The sequence below is a fragment of the Pseudomonas moraviensis subsp. stanleyae genome (genome assembly GCF_036283065.1).
GTDB lineage: Bacteria > Pseudomonadota > Gammaproteobacteria > Pseudomonadales > Pseudomonadaceae > Aquipseudomonas > Aquipseudomonas stanleyae.
The window spans coordinates 292,538-308,652 of sequence record NZ_JAADJI010000010.1 but is presented as its reverse complement, the minus strand read 5'-3'; the positions used below and the strand labels follow the sequence as shown (position 1 = coordinate 308,652).

Genomic DNA, 16,115 nt, shown 5'->3' with positions numbered 1-16,115 from the left:
CGCTCTCTGCTCCGCCAGGAGGAAAGGCCTTGAAAGACCTACTGAATTTGCTGAAAAACCAGGGTCAAGTCGAAGAGTTCGACGCCATCCGTATCGGATTGGCCTCGCCGGAGATGATCCGTTCGTGGTCGTTCGGTGAAGTTAAAAAGCCGGAAACCATCAACTACCGTACGTTCAAGCCTGAGCGTGACGGTCTGTTCTGCGCCAAGATCTTTGGCCCGGTAAAGGATTACGAGTGCCTGTGCGGTAAGTACAAGCGCTTGAAGCACCGTGGTGTGATCTGTGAGAAGTGCGGCGTTGAAGTCGCGCTGGCCAAGGTTCGTCGTGAGCGCATGGCGCACATCGAACTGGCTTCGCCGGTTGCCCACATCTGGTTCCTGAAGTCGCTGCCGTCGCGTATCGGCCTGCTGATGGACATGACCCTGCGTGATATCGAACGCGTTCTCTACTTCGAGAGCTATGTCGTTATCGATCCGGGCATGACCACCCTTGAAAAAGGTCAGCTGCTGAACGACGAGCAGTATTTCGAAGCGCTGGAAGAGTTCGGTGACGATTTCGACGCCCGCATGGGTGCCGAAGCTGTCCGTGAACTGCTGCACGCTATCGACCTGGAACACGAGATTGGCCGTCTGCGCGAAGAGATTCCGCAAACCAACTCGGAAACCAAGATCAAGAAGCTGTCCAAGCGTCTGAAGTTGATGGAAGCCTTCCAGGGTTCCGGCAACCTGCCAGAGTGGATGGTGCTGACCGTTCTGCCGGTTCTGCCGCCAGATCTGCGTCCACTGGTCCCGTTGGATGGCGGTCGTTTCGCGACTTCCGACCTCAACGATCTGTATCGTCGAGTGATCAACCGTAACAACCGTTTGAAGCGCCTGCTGGATCTGTCCGCTCCGGACATCATCGTGCGCAACGAAAAGCGTATGTTGCAGGAAGCGGTCGATGCTCTGCTCGACAACGGTCGTCGTGGCCGTGCTATCACCGGTTCCAACAAGCGTCCTCTGAAATCCCTGGCTGACATGATCAAGGGTAAGCAAGGTCGTTTCCGTCAGAACTTGCTCGGTAAGCGTGTTGACTACTCCGGTCGTTCGGTAATTACCGTAGGCCCGACCCTGCGTCTGCACCAGTGCGGTCTGCCGAAGAAGATGGCTCTCGAGCTGTTCAAGCCGTTCATTTTCGGCAAGCTGGAAATGCGTGGTCTGGCGACCACCATCAAAGCCGCCAAGAAAATGGTCGAGCGCGAGCTGCCAGAGGTTTGGGACGTTCTCGCTGAAGTGATTCGCGAACACCCGGTCCTGCTCAACCGTGCACCGACCCTTCACCGTCTGGGTATCCAGGCATTTGAACCGGTACTGATCGAAGGTAAGGCTATCCAGCTGCACCCGTTGGTCTGCGCCGCGTACAACGCCGACTTCGACGGCGACCAGATGGCCGTGCACGTACCGCTGACGCTGGAAGCCCAGCTCGAAGCGCGTGCGTTGATGATGTCGACCAACAACATCCTGTCGCCAGCCAACGGTGAGCCAATCATCGTTCCGTCGCAGGACGTTGTATTGGGTCTGTACTACATGACTCGTGAAGCGATCAACGCCAAGGGCGAAGGTCGTGTGTTCGCGGATCTGCAGGAAGTCGACCGTGTATTCCGTGCCGGCGAAGCCGCACTGCATGCCAAGGTCAAGGTTCGTATCAACGAAACTGTCAACGATCGTGACGGCAACAGCGTGAGCGGTACCCGTATCGTCGACACCACCGTCGGCCGTGCGCTGCTGTTCCAGGTTGTGCCAAAAGGTCTGTCGTTCGACGTCGTCAACCTGCCGATGAAGAAGAAGGCGATCTCCAAGCTGATCAACCAGTGCTACCGCGTGGTTGGTCTGAAAGAGACCGTGATCTTCGCTGACCAGTTGATGTACACCGGTTTCGCTTACTCGACCATCTCCGGCGTTTCCATCGGTGTTAACGACTTCGTTATCCCGGACGAAAAAGCCCGCATCATCGGTGCAGCCACCGACGAAGTGAAAGAGATCGAGAGCCAGTACGCCTCCGGCCTGGTAACCCAGGGCGAGAAGTACAACAAAGTGATCGACCTCTGGTCGAAAGCGAACGATGAAGTTTCCAAGGCGATGATGGCCAACCTCTCGAAAGAGAAAGTCATCGACCGTCACGGCGACGAAGTTGACCAAGAGTCTTTCAACTCGATGTACATGATGGCCGACTCGGGTGCGCGGGGTTCCGCAGCACAGATTCGTCAGCTGGCCGGTATGCGTGGTCTGATGGCCAAGCCGGACGGTTCCATCATTGAAACGCCGATTACTGCGAACTTCCGTGAAGGTCTGAGCGTACTTCAGTACTTCATCTCGACTCACGGTGCTCGTAAAGGTCTGGCGGATACCGCGTTGAAAACTGCGAACTCCGGTTACCTGACTCGTCGTCTGGTAGACGTGGCGCAGGATCTGGTTGTAACCGAGATCGATTGCGGCACCGAACACGGTCTGCTGATGACTCCGCACATTGAAGGCGGTGACGTTGTAGAGCCGTTGGGTGAGCGCGTATTGGGTCGTGTCATTGCCCGTGACGTATTCAAGCCAGGCACCGAGGACGTCATCGTTCCTGCCGGTACTCTGGTAGACGAGAAGTGGGTCGAGTTCATCGAGCTGAACAGCATCGACGAAGTGATCGTGCGTTCGCCGATCAGCTGCGAAACCCGCTACGGCATCTGCGCCAAGTGCTACGGCCGTGATCTGGCTCGTGGTCACCAGGTGAACATCGGTGAAGCGGTCGGCGTTATCGCTGCCCAGTCCATCGGTGAGCCGGGTACCCAGCTGACCATGCGTACGTTCCACATCGGTGGTGCGGCAAGCCGTACTTCCGCAGCCGACAGCGTTCAGGTGAAGAATGGCGGTACTGTCCGTCTGCACAACCTGAAGCACGTTGAGCGAGTGGATGGCCACCTGGTTGCTGTGTCCCGTTCCGGTGAGCTGGCAATCGCTGACGACTTCGGTCGTGAGCGCGAGCGTTACAAGCTGCCGTACGGTGCTGTGATTTCGGTCAAGGAAGGTGACAAGGTCGACGCTGGCGCAATCGTGGCCAAGTGGGATCCGCACACTCACCCGATCGTTACCGAAATGAAAGGTACCGTGACCTACGTGGGCATGGAAGAAGGCATCACCATCAAGCGTCAGACTGACGAATTGACCGGTATGACCAACATTGAAGTACTCGACGCGAAAGATCGTCCTGCAGCGGGTAAAGAAATTCGCCCAGCAGTGAAGATGGTCGACGACAACGGCAAGGATCTGTTGCTGCCAGGCACTGACGTTATCGCTCAGTACTTCCTGCCAGCCAACGCCTTGGTCGGTGTGGCTGACGGTGCGAAGATTGCGATCGGTGACGTTATCGCGCGTATCCCGCAGGAAACTTCGAAGACCCGTGACATCACCGGTGGTCTGCCGCGTGTTGCCGACCTGTTCGAAGCTCGTCGTCCGAAAGAAGCGTCGATTCTGGCTGAGGTCAGCGGCACCATCGCGTTCGGTAAAGAGACCAAGGGCAAGCGCCGTCTGGTCATTACCCCGAACGACGGTAGCGATCCGTACGAAGAGCTGATTCCGAAGTGGCGTCACCTGAACGTTTTCGAAGGCGAACAGGTAAACCGCGGCGAAGTCATCTCCGACGGTCCAAGCGATCCGCACGACATCCTGCGTCTGCTGGGTGTGAGCGCGCTGGCCAAGTACATCGTCAACGAGATCCAGGACGTTTATCGTCTGCAAGGCGTGAAGATCAACGACAAGCACATCGAGACCATCCTGCGTCAGATGCTGCGTAAAGTTGAGATTTCCGAGTCCGGCGATTCCAGCTTCATCAAGGGCGACCAGATGGAACTGACTCACGTTCTGGTCGAGAACGAGCGTCTGAGCACGGAAGACAAGTTTGTCTCCAAGTTCACTCGCGTTCTGCTGGGTATCACCAAGGCGTCGTTGTCCACCGAATCGTTCATCTCGGCGGCTTCCTTCCAGGAAACCACCCGCGTACTGACCGAAGCGGCAGTCACCGGCAAGCGCGATTACCTGCGCGGCCTGAAAGAAAACGTAGTCGTGGGTCGTCTGATCCCGGCCGGTACCGGTCTTGCCTATCACAGCGAGCGCAAGCGTCGCCGTGATGCCGACAAGCCGTTGCGCGTAAGCGCCAGTGAAGTGGAAGCTGCACTGACCGAAGCGCTGAACTCGAGCGGTAACTGAGTTCTGCGATAAACGAGCGTGAGGCCCTGATCGCTCCGTTCGTCGAATCGAGACATTTAGTCGAGGTTCGACGGGCGGGGAGGTCGGGGCCTTGCCTTGACTGGAATCAAGATCCTCTTTAGACTCTTGATCCCCTAAATTTGGCGGGAATTCGTTCCTGCCATTTTGCTTTTCTTGCAAGACAATAGCGTCGCAAGACAACAGTGGAGCTAGTAGATGGCAACTATCAACCAGCTGGTACGTCAGCCGCGTAAGCGTATCGTCGAGAAATCCGACGTACCTGCGCTGCAGAACTGCCCGCAACGTCGTGGCGTGTGCACCCGTGTGTACACCACCACGCCGAAAAAACCTAACTCGGCACTGCGTAAAGTATGCCGTGTGCGTCTGACCAACGGTTTCGAGGTTTCCTCGTACATCGGTGGTGAAGGCCACAACCTGCAAGAGCACAGCGTGGTACTGATCCGCGGCGGTCGTGTAAAAGACTTGCCAGGTGTTCGTTACCACACCGTTCGCGGCTCCTTGGATACCTCCGGCGTTAAAGGCCGTAACCAGGGTCGTTCGAAGTACGGTACCAAGCGTCCGAAGTAATCGGCCGTTTTGCAGATTTTTATTTTATTGAGTCGATAAGAGTAAGGTCGGGCACGCATCCTCCGGATCTGTCCCGAGCTAACCTGAAGACCGCTTGAGGGCTTATCATGCCAAGACGTCGCGTAGCAGCAAAGCGTGAGATTCTGGACGATCCGAAATACGGAAGCCAGATCCTCGCCAAATTCATGAACCACGTTATGGAAAGCGGCAAGAAAGCCGTTGCCGAGCGTATCGTTTATGGTGCCCTGGAAACCGTTGCGGCCCGTAAGGCTGGCACCGATCCCCTGGAACTCTTCGAAAAAGCACTCGACGCCATCGCTCCGCTGGTCGAAGTGAAGTCGCGCCGCGTTGGTGGTGCTACTTACCAGGTTCCGGTCGAGGTTCGTCCTTCCCGTCGTAACGCTCTGGCAATGCGCTGGTTGGTAGACTTCGCCCGTAAGCGCGGCGAGAAGTCTATGGCTCTGCGTTTGGCTGGCGAACTGCTGGATGCTGCTGAAGGTAAAGGTGCTGCTGTTAAGAAGCGTGAAGACGTGCACCGTATGGCCGAAGCTAACAAAGCTTTCTCGCACTACCGCTTCTAATTTTAGCTTCACTAATTTTGCGAGGGCTTTATGGCTCGTACTACTCCGATTAGCCGCTACCGTAACATCGGTATCGTCGCTCACGTGGATGCTGGTAAAACCACCACCACCGAGCGCGTACTGTTTTACACCGGCAAAAGTCACAAAATGGGCGAGGTGCATGATGGCGCCGCGACCACAGACTGGATGGTTCAGGAGCAGGAGCGTGGTATTACCATTACTTCTGCTGCCATTACCGCCTTCTGGAAAGGTTCCGAGAAACAGTACTCTCACGAGCACCGTTTCAACGTAATCGATACCCCGGGCCACGTTGACTTCACCATTGAAGTTGAGCGTTCCCTGCGCGTACTCGACGGCGCTGTCGTTGTGTTCTGCGGTACCTCGGGTGTTGAGCCGCAGTCGGAAACCGTATGGCGTCAAGCCAACAAGTACGGCGTTCCACGTCTTGTTTACGTAAACAAGATGGACCGTGCCGGTGCCAACTTCCTGCGCGTGATCGGTCAGATCAAGCAGCGTCTGGGTCACACTCCGGTGCCGATCCAGTTGGCCATCGGTTCCGAAGACAACTTCCAGGGTCAGATCGATCTGATCAACATGCAAGCTGTCTACTGGAACGACTCCGACAAAGGTATGGTCCCTGTTCGCAAGGATATTCCTGCCGAGCTGCAAGAGCTGGCTGAAGAGTGGCGCAACAACATGGTTGAAGCTGCCGCCGAAGCCAACGAAGAGCTGATGAACAAGTACCTGGAAGGCGAAGAGCTGTCGATCGAAGAGATCAAGGCTGCTTTGCGTCAGCGTACTATCGCCGGCGAAATCGTTCTCGCCGTTTGCGGTTCTTCGTTCAAGAACAAGGGTGTTCCCCTGGTTCTCGACGCCGTTATCGACTACCTGCCTGCTCCGACCGACATTCCTGCTATCAAGGGTTCCAACCCTGATAACGAGGAAGAAGAGATGGAGCGTCATGCAGACGACAACGAGCCTTTCGCGGCTCTGGCGTTCAAGATCGCTACCGACCCATTCGTGGGTACTCTGACCTTCGTCCGCGTTTACTCGGGCGTGTTGAACTCCGGCGACGGCGTGATCAACTCGGTCAAAGGCAAGAAAGAGCGCGTGGGTCGTATGGTGCAAATGCACGCAAACGCCCGTGAAGAGATCAAGGAAGTACGCGCTGGTGACATCGCGGCCCTGATCGGCATGAAGGACGTCACCACTGGTGAAACCCTCTGCAACGCTGACAAGCCAATCATCCTGGTTCGCATGGACTTCCCGGAGCCGGTTATTTCGGTTGCCGTAGAGCCCAAGACCAAGGATGACCAGGAAAAAATGGGTATCGCTCTGGGCAAGCTTGCTCAGGAAGACCCGTCTTTCCGCGTTAAAACTGATGAAGAGACTGGTCAGACGATCATCTCCGGCATGGGCGAGCTGCACCTGGACATCCTGGTTGACCGGATGCGCCGTGAGTTCAACGTCGAAGCCAACATCGGCAAGCCTCAGGTTTCCTATCGTGAGCGCATCACGAAGAACTGTGAAATCGAAGGCAAGTTCGTTCGTCAGTCCGGTGGTCGCGGCCAGTTCGGTCACTGCTGGATCCGTTTTGCTCCTGCTGACGAAGGTCAGGAAGGTCTGCAATTCGTGAACGAAGTTGTAGGTGGTGTGGTTCCTAAGGAATACATCCCGGCTATCCAGAAGGGTATCGAAGAGCAGATGAAGAACGGCGTTGTTGCCGGCTATCCGCTGATCGGCCTGAAGGCTACCGTGTTCGATGGTTCTTACCACGACGTCGACTCCAACGAGATGGCGTTCAAGGTGGCTGCTTCCATGGCGACCAAGCAACTGGCCCAGAAGGGCGGTGGTGAGTTGCTCGAGCCGATCATGGCAGTAGAGGTTGTTACGCCTGAAGACTATATGGGTGATGTGATGGGCGACCTTAACCGTCGTCGCGGCATGATCCAGGGTATGGAAGACACAGTGTCCGGCAAGGTTATCCGTGCTGAGGTTCCACTGGGTGAGATGTTCGGTTATGCGACCGACGTTCGTTCCATGTCCCAGGGTCGCGCAAGCTACTCTATGGAATTCAAAAAATACGATACGGCTCCGTCGCACATCGTCGAATCCGTAACCAAAAAACAAGGCTGATTCAGCCCCTTTAGGCTAGGAGTTAATTGTCGTGGCTAAAGAAAAATTTGATCGTTCCCTACCGCACGTCAACGTTGGCACCATCGGTCACGTTGACCACGGTAAAACCACTCTGACTGCTGCTCTGACTCGCGTTTGCTCCGAGGTTTTCGGTTCTGCAATCGTTGACTTCGACAAGATCGACAGTGCACCGGAAGAAAAAGCTCGCGGTATCACCATCAACACCGCACACGTTGAGTACAACTCGAAGATCCGTCACTACGCTCACGTTGACTGCCCAGGTCACGCTGACTATGTGAAGAACATGATCACCGGTGCTGCTCAAATGGACGGCGCTATCCTGGTTTGCTCGGCCGCTGATGGTCCGATGCCACAAACCCGTGAGCACATCCTGCTGTCCCGTCAGGTTGGCGTTCCGTACATCGTGGTCTTCCTGAACAAGGCTGACCTGGTAGACGACGCTGAGCTGCTGGAACTGGTTGAGATGGAAGTTCGCGACCTGCTGTCCACCTACGACTTCCCGGGCGATGACACTCCAATCATCATCGGTTCGGCTCGTATGGCGCTGGAAGGCAAAGACGACAACGAAATGGGCACTACCGCTGTCAAGAAGCTGGTAGAGACTCTGGATGCCTACATCCCAGAGCCAGTTCGTATGATCGACAAGCCGTTCCTGATGCCAATCGAAGACGTATTCTCGATCTCTGGTCGCGGTACTGTTGTGACTGGTCGTATCGAGCGCGGTATCGTTCGCGTCCAGGATCCGCTGGAAATCGTTGGTCTGCGTGACACCACCGTTACTACTTGCACCGGTGTTGAAATGTTCCGCAAGCTGCTCGACGAAGGTCGTGCTGGCGAGAACTGCGGCGTTCTGCTGCGTGGTACCAAGCGTGACGACGTTGAGCGTGGCCAGGTTCTGGTCAAGCCAGGTTCGGTCAAGCCGCACACCAAGTTCACCGCAGAAGTTTACGTTCTGAGCAAGGAAGAAGGCGGCCGTCACACTCCGTTCTTCAAAGGCTACCGTCCACAGTTCTACTTCCGTACTACTGACGTGACTGGTAACTGCGAGCTGCCAGAAGGCGTTGAAATGGTAATGCCAGGTGACAACATTCAGATGACTGTTACCCTGATCAAAACCATCGCGATGGAAGACGGTCTGCGTTTCGCTATCCGTGAAGGCGGTCGTACCGTCGGCGCTGGCGTCGTAGCCAAAATCATCGAGTAAGACTTTCAAAGTCAGCTTGATGGATTGAAAAAGCCCCCGCTCAGCGGGGGCTTTTTTATTGGGTTGACACCTATCGGGGGCGTCTATAGAATTGCGCCTCCTTTTAACGGGCGTATTGCGCCCGGTGGGAATAGCAGCCGGAGTCTGAAATCCAATGCAAAATCAGCAAATCCGTATCAGGTTGAAGGCTTTTGACCATCGCCTGATCGACCAATCAACCCAGGAAATCGTGGAAACCGCGAAACGTACTGGTGCTCAAGTGCGTGGTCCAATTCCACTGCCTACCCGTAAAGAGCGGTTCACCGTTCTGGTTTCCCCGCACGTCAACAAAGACGCGCGTGACCAGTACGAGATCCGCACTCATAAGCGTGTTCTGGACATCGTCCAGCCAACGGATAAAACCGTTGACGCGCTGATGAAGCTTGATCTTGCGGCCGGTGTGGAAGTGCAGATCAGCCTCGGCTAAGACTCGGTCTTGGTCGTGTAACGCTCTGAAATGGGCGGCCATAGCGGGTGAAAGCCCCGTACACTCATGAGGTTTACAACATGACTATTGGTGTAGTCGGTCGTAAATGCGGTATGACCCGTATTTTCACCGAAGAAGGTGTCTCCATTCCGGTCACGGTCATTGAGATCGAGCCGAATCGCGTCACCCAGTTCAAAACTGAAGAGACCGATGGCTATCGTGCAGTGCAAGTCACTGTCGGCGAGCGTCGCGCTTCGCGTGTAACAGCAGCTCAGGCTGGCCACTTCGCCAAGGCGAACGTAGCCGCTGGTCGCACTACCATGGAATTCCGTCTTGAAGAAGGCGAGTACCAGGCTGGCGATCTGATCAACGCTGAAATCTTCGCCGCTGGTCAACTGGTTGATGTAACCGGTCAGTCCAAGGGTAAAGGCTTCCAGGGTACGATCAAGCGTTGGAATTTCCGCGGGCAAGATAACACCCACGGTAACTCCGTATCCCACCGCGTCCCAGGCTCTATCGGCCAGTGCCAGACTCCTGGTCGTGTATTCAAGGGCAAAAAAATGTCCGGTCATATGGGCGCTGAGCGCGTGACCGTGCAGTCCCTGGAAGTAGTGCGCGTGGACGCTGAACGCAATCTGTTGTTGGTCAAGGGTGCTGTTCCTGGCGCTACTGGCGGCAACCTGGTTGTACGTCCAGCAGCCAAGGCTCGCGGTTAAGGGGAAGCTGACATGCAATTAAATGTAAATGACGCTCAAGCGATCGAAGTTTCCGAACTGACATTTGGCGGCGAATTCAACGAGACGCTGGTTCACCAAGCAGTCGTGGCCTACATGGCCGGCGGCCGTCAAGGTAGCAAGCAGCAGAAGACCCGTTCCGACGTTCGTGGTGGCGGCAAGCGCCCATGGCGTCAGAAAGGTACTGGCCGTGCTCGTGCCGGTACTATCCGTAGCCCAATCTGGCGTGGCGGCGGTACCACTTTCGCAGCTCGTCCACAGGATCACTCCCAGAAGCTGAACAAGAAGATGTATCGCGCAGCAATGCGTTCCATCCTTGCTGAGCTGGTGCGTACTGATCGTCTGGTCGTGGTTCAGGATTTCGCTGTTGAAACTCCGAAAACCAAAGATCTGCTGGGCAAACTGAACAACATGAGCCTGACCGACGTTCTGATCGTGTCGGACGCTGTTGATCAGAACCTGTACCTGGCTGCTCGCAACCTGCCGCACGTAGATGTACGTGACGTGCAAGGTTCCGATCCAGTTAGTCTGATCGCATACGACAAGGTGTTGATCACCGTGTCGGCCGTGAAGAAATTCGAGGAGCTGCTGGGATGAACCAGGAACGCGTATTTAAAGTTCTGCTTGGCCCGCACGTTTCCGAGAAGGCTACGGTTCTGGCAGACAAGAAAGGCCAGTTCGTTTTCAAGGTTGCTACCGATGCAACCAAGCTGGAAATCAAGAAGGCCGTCGAAAGCCTGTTCAGCGTGAAAGTAGAGCGCGTCACTACCCTGAATGTTCTGGGTAAGAGCAAGCGCACTGCTCGCGGTCTGGGCAAGCGTAATGACTGGAAGAAGGCAGTTATCTCCCTTCAGCCAGGCCAAGATCTCGATTTCAGCAGCAGTGCTGAGTAAGGAAGGGGTGCATCATGGCAATCGTTAAATGCAAACCGACTTCCCCTGGCCGCCGTTTTGTGGTCAAGGTGGTCAACCAGGAGCTGCATAAAGGCGCTCCTCACGCACCGCTGCTCGAGAAAAAATCGAAGTCTGGTGGTCGTAACAACAATGGCCGTATTACCACTCGTCACATCGGTGGTGGTCATAAGCAGCATTACCGTATGGTCGATTTCCGTCGCAACGACAAAGATGGCATCGTCGCCACTGTCGAGCGTATCGAATACGATCCAAACCGTACTGCTCACATCGCACTGCTCTGCTACGCAGACGGCGAGCGCCGCTACATCATCGCCCCTAAAGGCGTGAGTGCTGGCGACCAGCTGATCGCGGGCGCTCTGGCTCCAATCAAGCCAGGCAACGCTCTGCAACTGCGCAACATTCCAGTCGGTTCTACCGTACACGGCATCGAATTGAAGCCAGGTAAAGGTGCACAGATCGCTCGTTCCGCTGGTGCTTCGGCTCAGTTGATCGCTCGTGAAGGTGTCTACGTGACCTTGCGTCTGCGTTCCGGTGAAATGCGTAAAGTCCTGGCTGAATGCCGTGCGACCCTGGGTGAAGTCTCGAACTCCGAGCACAGCCTGCGTTCGCTGGGTAAAGCTGGTGCCAAACGCTGGCGTGGCGTTCGCCCAACCGTTCGTGGTGTTGCCATGAACCCGGTTGACCACCCACATGGTGGTGGTGAAGGTCGTACCTCTGGTGGTCGTCATCCGGTATCGCCATGGGGCTTCCCGACTAAGGGCGCGAAGACTCGTGGTAATAAGCGTACCGACAAAATGATCGTCCGTCGTCGCAAGTAAATAGAGGGATACGACAGTGCCACGTTCTCTGAAAAAAGGTCCTTTTATTGATCTTCACCTACTGAAGAAGATCGAAGTGGCGGCGGAAAAGAACGATCGCAAACCAATTAAAACCTGGTCGCGTCGTTCGATGATCCTGCCACAAATGGTCGGTCTGACCATCGCAGTACACAACGGTCGTCAGCACGTCCCAGTTCTCGTTAACGAAGACATGGTCGGCCACAAACTGGGCGAGTTCGCCGGTACCCGCAACTATCGCGGGCACGTGGCTGACAAGAAAGCCAAGCGTTAAGGGGTAAGGAAATGGAAGTAGCCGCTAAGTTGTCGGGCGCTCGAATCTCCGCCCAGAAAGCCCGCTTGGTCGCCGACCAGATCCGCGGGAAGAAGGTGGGCGAAGCGCTCAACCTGTTGGCTTTCAGCAGTAAGAAAGCCGCCGAGATCATGAAGAAAGTGCTGGAGTCGGCCGTAGCCAACGCCGAGCATAACGAAGGCGCAGACGTTGATGACCTGAAGGTCAGCACCGTTTTCGTCAACGAAGGGCGTTCGCTGAAGCGCATCATGCCACGTGCCAAAGGCCGTGCTGATCGCATCGTCAAGCGGTCTTGCCATATCACTGTCAAGGTTGCTGACAAGTAACGGAGTCGAAGAGATGGGTCAGAAAGTACATCCCATTGGCATTCGCCTGGGAATCGTCAAGGAGCACACCTCCGTCTGGTACGCAGACGGTCGGACTTATGCGGACTACTTGTTCGCAGATCTGAAAGTGCGTGAGTATCTCCAAGACAAACTAAAAAGCGCGTCCGTAAGCCGTATCGATATCCATCGTCCGGCCCAAACTGCACGCATCACCATCCACACCGCTCGTCCAGGTATCGTTATCGGGAAGAAAGGTGAAGATGTTGAGAAACTGCGTCAGGACCTGACCAAGCAAATGGGTGTGCCTGTGCACATCAATATCGAAGAGATCCGCAAGCCGGAGCTCGACGGTATGCTGGTTGCGCAGAGCGTAGCTCAGCAGCTGGAGCGTCGTGTAATGTTCCGTCGCGCTATGAAGCGCGCTGTACAGAACGCCATGCGCATTGGTGCCAAAGGCATCAAAATCCAAGTGAGCGGTCGTCTCGGCGGTGCTGAAATCGCACGTACTGAATGGTATCGCGAAGGTCGTGTGCCACTGCACACCCTGCGTGCCGACATCGACTATGCCAACTACGAAGCTCACACCACTTACGGTGTGATCGGTGTAAAGGTTTGGATCTTCAAAGGCGAAGTTATTGGTGGTCGCCAAGAAGAACTGAAACCACAAGCACCAGCGCCTCGTAAAAAAGCTGCTAAGTAAGGGGTACGCCAAATGTTGCAACCAAAGCGTACGAAGTTCCGCAAGCAGATGACCGGCCACAACCGTGGTCTGGCGCTGCGCGGTAGCAAAGTCAGCTTCGGCGAGTTCGCGCTGAAGTCTGTTGCTCGTGGTCGTCTCACCGCTCGTCAGATCGAGTCAGCGCGTCGTGCTCTGACCCGTCACGTAAAACGTGGCGGCAAGATCTGGATCCGTGTATTCCCGGACAAGCCGATCTCCAAGAAGCCTCTCGAGGTTCGTATGGGTAAAGGTAAGGGTAACGTGGAGTACTGGGTTGCCCAGATTCAGCCAGGCAAAGTCCTGTATGAAATCGAGGGTGTTTCTGAAGAGCTGGCGCGTGAGGCTTTCGCCCTGGCTGCTGCAAAGCTGCCGCTCGCCACCTCCTTTGTTAAACGGACGGTGATGTGATGAAAGCGAATGAACTTCGTGAAAAATCCGCACAGCAGCTGAACGAGCAACTGCTCGGCTTGCTGCGCGACCAGTTCAATCTGCGCATGCAGAAAGCAACTGGCCAGTTGGGGCAGTCTCATCTGCTCTCGCAAGTTAAGCGTGACATCGCTCGCGTGAAGACTGTGCTCAACCAGCAGGCAGGTAAGTGATCATGGCTGAAGCCGAAAAAACTGTCCGTACGCTGACTGGCCGTGTTGTCAGCGACAAGATGGACAAAACCATCACCGTTCTGATCGAGCGTCGCGTTAAGCACCCGATCTACGGTAAATACGTTAAGCGTTCGACTAAGCTGCACGCGCACGACGAAACCAATCAGTGCCACATCGGCGACAAAGTCACTATTCGTGAAACTCGTCCGATGGCCAAGACCAAGTCTTGGGCGCTGGTTGATGTTCTCGAACGCGCTGTGGAAGTCTAAGGGCTAGGGGTCGGAGAAATTATATGATTCAGACTCAATCCATGCTCGATGTGGCCGATAACAGCGGCGCTCGCCGTGTTATGTGCATCAAGGTGCTGGGTGGCTCCCATCGTCGTTACGCTGGTATCGGTGACATCATCAAAGTTACCGTGAAGGAAGCAATTCCTCGCGGTAAGGTGAAAAAAGGCCAAGTGATGACTGCTGTTGTAGTCCGCACTCGTCACGGCGTACGTCGTGCTGATGGCTCCATTATCCGCTTTGATGGCAACGCTGCTGTTCTTCTGAACAACAAGCAAGAGCCGATCGGCACCCGTATCTTTGGGCCAGTGACCCGTGAACTTCGTACTGAGAAGTTCATGAAGATCGTCTCGCTCGCCCCAGAAGTGCTGTAAGGAGATCCGACATGCAAAAGATTCGTCGTGACGACGAGATCATCGTGATCGCCGGCAAAGACAAAGGTAAGCGCGGTAAGGTGCTGAAGGTTCTTGCTGACAACCGTCTGGTTGTTGGTGGTCTGAACCTGGTCAAGCGTCATACCAAGCCTAACCCGATGTCGGGCGTACAGGGCGGTATCGTCGAGAAAGAAGCGCCACTGCACGCTTCCAACGTCGCCATCTTCAACGGCGAAACCAACAAGGCTGACCGCGTTGGTTTCAAAGTAGAAGACGGTAAGAAAATTCGTGTCTTCAAGTCGACCCAAAAAGCGGTTGATGCTTGAACACTGCTAGGTAGAAGACCATGGCACGACTAAAAGAGATTTACCGGAAGGAAATCGCTCCGAAACTTAAGGAAGAACTTAAGCTTTCGAACGTGATGGAAGTTCCGCGCGTTACCAAAATCACCCTGAACATGGGTCTGGGCGAAGCGATCGGCGACAAAAAAGTCATCGAGCACGCTGTTGCTGACCTGGAAAAGATCACCGGCCAGAAAGTCGTTGTGACCTACGCTCGTAAATCCATCGCTGGCTTCAAAGTCCGCGAAGGATGGCCGATCGGCGTCAAAGTGACCCTGCGCCGTGAGCGTATGTACGAGTTCCTGGATCGTCTGCTGTCGATCTCCCTGCCTCGGGTCCGCGACTTCCGCGGCCTGAATGCCAAGTCCTTCGATGGTCGTGGCAACTACAGCATGGGCGTTAAAGAGCAGATCATTTTCCCGGAAATCGACTACGACAAGATCGATGCTCTCCGCGGTCTGGACATTACCCTGACCACCACTGCCAAGAACGATGATGAAGGCCGCGCTCTGCTGCGTGCTTTCAAATTCCCGTTCCGCAACTGATTGGAGTAGGAAAATGGCCAAGAAGAGCATGAAAAACCGTGAGCTGAAGCGTCAGCTCACCGTTGCCAAGTACGCCACCAAGCGTGCAGCGCTGAAAGCTATCATCGTCGATCTGAACGCAAGTCCAGAAGCGCGTTGGGAAGCTACCGTAGCTCTGCAGAAGCAACCACGTGACGCAAGCGCTTCGCGCATGCGTAACCGTTGCCGCCTGACTGGTCGTCCGCACGGCGTGTACCGCAAGTTCGGCCTCGGCCGTAACATGCTGCGTCAAGCTGCAATGCGCGGTGACGTACCAGGTCTGGTTAAAGCCAGCTGGTAATAGCTGTCAAAGTCTCGATGTTCGGGTTCGCAAGAACCTGACCATCGGTGGCCTTGAATCTGAATCAAGCCCCTTTTGGGGCTTGATTCATTTCTGGGGTGTGTCTAGAATGACCGGCTCGCCTGAGCCCGTGTTTTTCTGCCCGGAAGTTCTCGGCGACATGTAGTAGCCGCAAGGCTAATTTTTCTGTATTAGGAGCGTCTAGCCCATGAGTATGCAGGACCCGTTAGCGGACATGCTAACTCGAATCCGTAATGCCCAGATGGCTGAAAAGTCTGTCGTAAGCATGCCGTCTTCCACGTTGAAGGCTGCTGTAGCAAAAGTCCTGAAGGACGAAGGTTACATCGCGGATTTTCAGATCACCACCGACGCCAAGCCGTCGTTGTCCATCTCGCTGAAGTACTTCGAGGGCCGTCCGGTTATCGAAGAAGTGAAGCGCGTTAGTCGTCCAGGCCTGCGTCAGTACAAGTCCGTTGAAGATCTGCCGAAAGTTCGTGGCGGTCTTGGCGTGTCTATCGTCTCCACCAACAAAGGTGTGATGACGGATCGTGCTGCGCGCGCTGCCGGTGTCGGCGGCGAAGTTCTTTGCACTGTGTTCTAAGGGG

At 55.3% G+C, this 16,115-nt stretch carries 21 protein-coding genes; all 21 read left to right on the top strand.

The window, feature by feature from the left end; translation table 11 throughout:
• Nucleotides 1-29: 29 nt before the first annotated feature.
• The 21 genes from rpoC to rpsH all read left to right on the top strand — a co-directional run bounded on the left by rpoC (nt 30) and on the right by rpsH (nt 16,111).
• Nucleotides 30-4,229, top strand: coding sequence for a DNA-directed RNA polymerase subunit beta' (gene rpoC, locus GXB78_RS20010; protein ID WP_042610656.1), 4,200 nt, complete (start codon nt 30-32; stop codon nt 4,227-4,229).
• 216 nt (nt 4,230-4,445) lie between these two features.
• Entirely contained in the window at nt 4,446-4,817 is a 372-nt protein-coding gene (rpsL, locus tag GXB78_RS20005; protein ID WP_003186084.1) for a 30S ribosomal protein S12, read from the top strand.
• Between the two features lie 107 nt (nt 4,818-4,924).
• The gene (rpsG, locus tag GXB78_RS20000) at nt 4,925-5,398 is read left to right on the top strand and encodes a 30S ribosomal protein S7 (protein WP_016772941.1); all 474 of its coding nucleotides are present in this window, start codon (nt 4,925-4,927) and stop codon (nt 5,396-5,398) included.
• 30 nt (nt 5,399-5,428) lie between these two features.
• Entirely contained in the window at nt 5,429-7,534 is a 2,106-nt protein-coding gene (fusA, locus tag GXB78_RS19995) for an elongation factor G (RefSeq protein WP_016772942.1), read from the top strand.
• A gap of 31 nt (nt 7,535-7,565) precedes the next feature.
• Complete coding sequence (gene tuf, locus GXB78_RS19990; RefSeq protein ID WP_064361246.1) at nt 7,566-8,759, top strand: elongation factor Tu; 1,194 nt, start codon at nt 7,566-7,568, stop codon at nt 8,757-8,759.
• Between the two features lie 154 nt (nt 8,760-8,913).
• Nucleotides 8,914-9,225: a 30S ribosomal protein S10 gene (rpsJ, locus tag GXB78_RS19985; protein WP_003186070.1), complete on the top strand. Its 312-nt coding sequence runs from the start codon at nt 8,914-8,916 to the stop codon at nt 9,223-9,225.
• 80 nt (nt 9,226-9,305) lie between these two features.
• A complete protein-coding gene (gene rplC, locus GXB78_RS19980) occupies nt 9,306-9,941 on the top strand; it encodes a 50S ribosomal protein L3 (RefSeq protein ID WP_003228738.1) in 636 nt (211 codons plus the stop codon).
• A 12-nt stretch (nt 9,942-9,953) separates the two neighbouring features.
• On the top strand, nt 9,954-10,556 hold the full coding sequence (gene rplD, locus GXB78_RS19975; RefSeq protein WP_003228735.1) for a 50S ribosomal protein L4: 603 nt from the start codon (nt 9,954-9,956) through the stop codon (nt 10,554-10,556).
• The gene (gene rplW / locus GXB78_RS19970; protein WP_002555488.1) at nt 10,553-10,852 is read left to right on the top strand and encodes a 50S ribosomal protein L23; all 300 of its coding nucleotides are present in this window, start codon (nt 10,553-10,555) and stop codon (nt 10,850-10,852) included. Before rplD ends, rplW begins: the two co-directional genes overlap by 4 nt.
• Nucleotides 10,853-10,866: 14 nt before the next feature.
• Nucleotides 10,867-11,691 carry a 50S ribosomal protein L2 gene (rplB, locus tag GXB78_RS19965; RefSeq protein ID WP_016772943.1) on the top strand — a complete coding sequence of 275 codons (825 nt, stop codon included), beginning with the start codon at nt 10,867-10,869 and terminating at the stop codon, nt 11,689-11,691.
• A gap of 16 nt (nt 11,692-11,707) precedes the next feature.
• Nucleotides 11,708-11,983, top strand: coding sequence for a 30S ribosomal protein S19 (gene rpsS, locus GXB78_RS19960; protein WP_011336172.1), 276 nt, complete (start codon nt 11,708-11,710; stop codon nt 11,981-11,983).
• Between the two features lie 11 nt (nt 11,984-11,994).
• A complete protein-coding gene (gene rplV / locus GXB78_RS19955; protein WP_003103908.1) occupies nt 11,995-12,327 on the top strand; it encodes a 50S ribosomal protein L22 in 333 nt (110 codons plus the stop codon).
• A 13-nt stretch (nt 12,328-12,340) separates the two neighbouring features.
• Nucleotides 12,341-13,027, top strand: coding sequence for a 30S ribosomal protein S3 (rpsC, locus tag GXB78_RS19950; protein WP_003176422.1), 687 nt, complete (start codon nt 12,341-12,343; stop codon nt 13,025-13,027).
• Nucleotides 13,028-13,039: 12 nt separating this feature from the next.
• Nucleotides 13,040-13,453, top strand: coding sequence for a 50S ribosomal protein L16 (rplP, locus tag GXB78_RS19945; protein ID WP_003228729.1), 414 nt, complete (start codon nt 13,040-13,042; stop codon nt 13,451-13,453).
• Nucleotides 13,453-13,644, top strand: coding sequence for a 50S ribosomal protein L29 (rpmC, locus tag GXB78_RS19940; protein ID WP_002555481.1), 192 nt, complete (start codon nt 13,453-13,455; stop codon nt 13,642-13,644). Before rplP ends, rpmC begins: the two co-directional genes overlap by 1 nt.
• A gap of 2 nt (nt 13,645-13,646) precedes the next feature.
• Entirely contained in the window at nt 13,647-13,913 is a 267-nt protein-coding gene (gene rpsQ, locus GXB78_RS19935) for a 30S ribosomal protein S17 (RefSeq protein ID WP_003194644.1), read from the top strand.
• 23 nt (nt 13,914-13,936) lie between these two features.
• A complete protein-coding gene (rplN, locus tag GXB78_RS19930; protein ID WP_002555479.1) occupies nt 13,937-14,305 on the top strand; it encodes a 50S ribosomal protein L14 in 369 nt (122 codons plus the stop codon).
• 11 nt (nt 14,306-14,316) lie between these two features.
• Nucleotides 14,317-14,631 carry a 50S ribosomal protein L24 gene (gene rplX / locus GXB78_RS19925; protein ID WP_003186046.1) on the top strand — a complete coding sequence of 105 codons (315 nt, stop codon included), beginning with the start codon at nt 14,317-14,319 and terminating at the stop codon, nt 14,629-14,631.
• 20 nt (nt 14,632-14,651) lie between these two features.
• Nucleotides 14,652-15,191, top strand: a complete 540-nt coding sequence (gene rplE, locus GXB78_RS19920) for a 50S ribosomal protein L5 (protein WP_003210069.1) — start codon at nt 14,652-14,654, stop codon at nt 15,189-15,191.
• A 13-nt stretch (nt 15,192-15,204) separates the two neighbouring features.
• Nucleotides 15,205-15,510, top strand: coding sequence for a 30S ribosomal protein S14 (gene rpsN / locus GXB78_RS19915; protein WP_003186042.1), 306 nt, complete (start codon nt 15,205-15,207; stop codon nt 15,508-15,510).
• A 208-nt stretch (nt 15,511-15,718) separates the two neighbouring features.
• Complete coding sequence (gene rpsH, locus GXB78_RS19910) at nt 15,719-16,111, top strand: 30S ribosomal protein S8 (protein WP_016772944.1); 393 nt, start codon at nt 15,719-15,721, stop codon at nt 16,109-16,111.
• Nucleotides 16,112-16,115 lie beyond the last annotated feature (4 nt).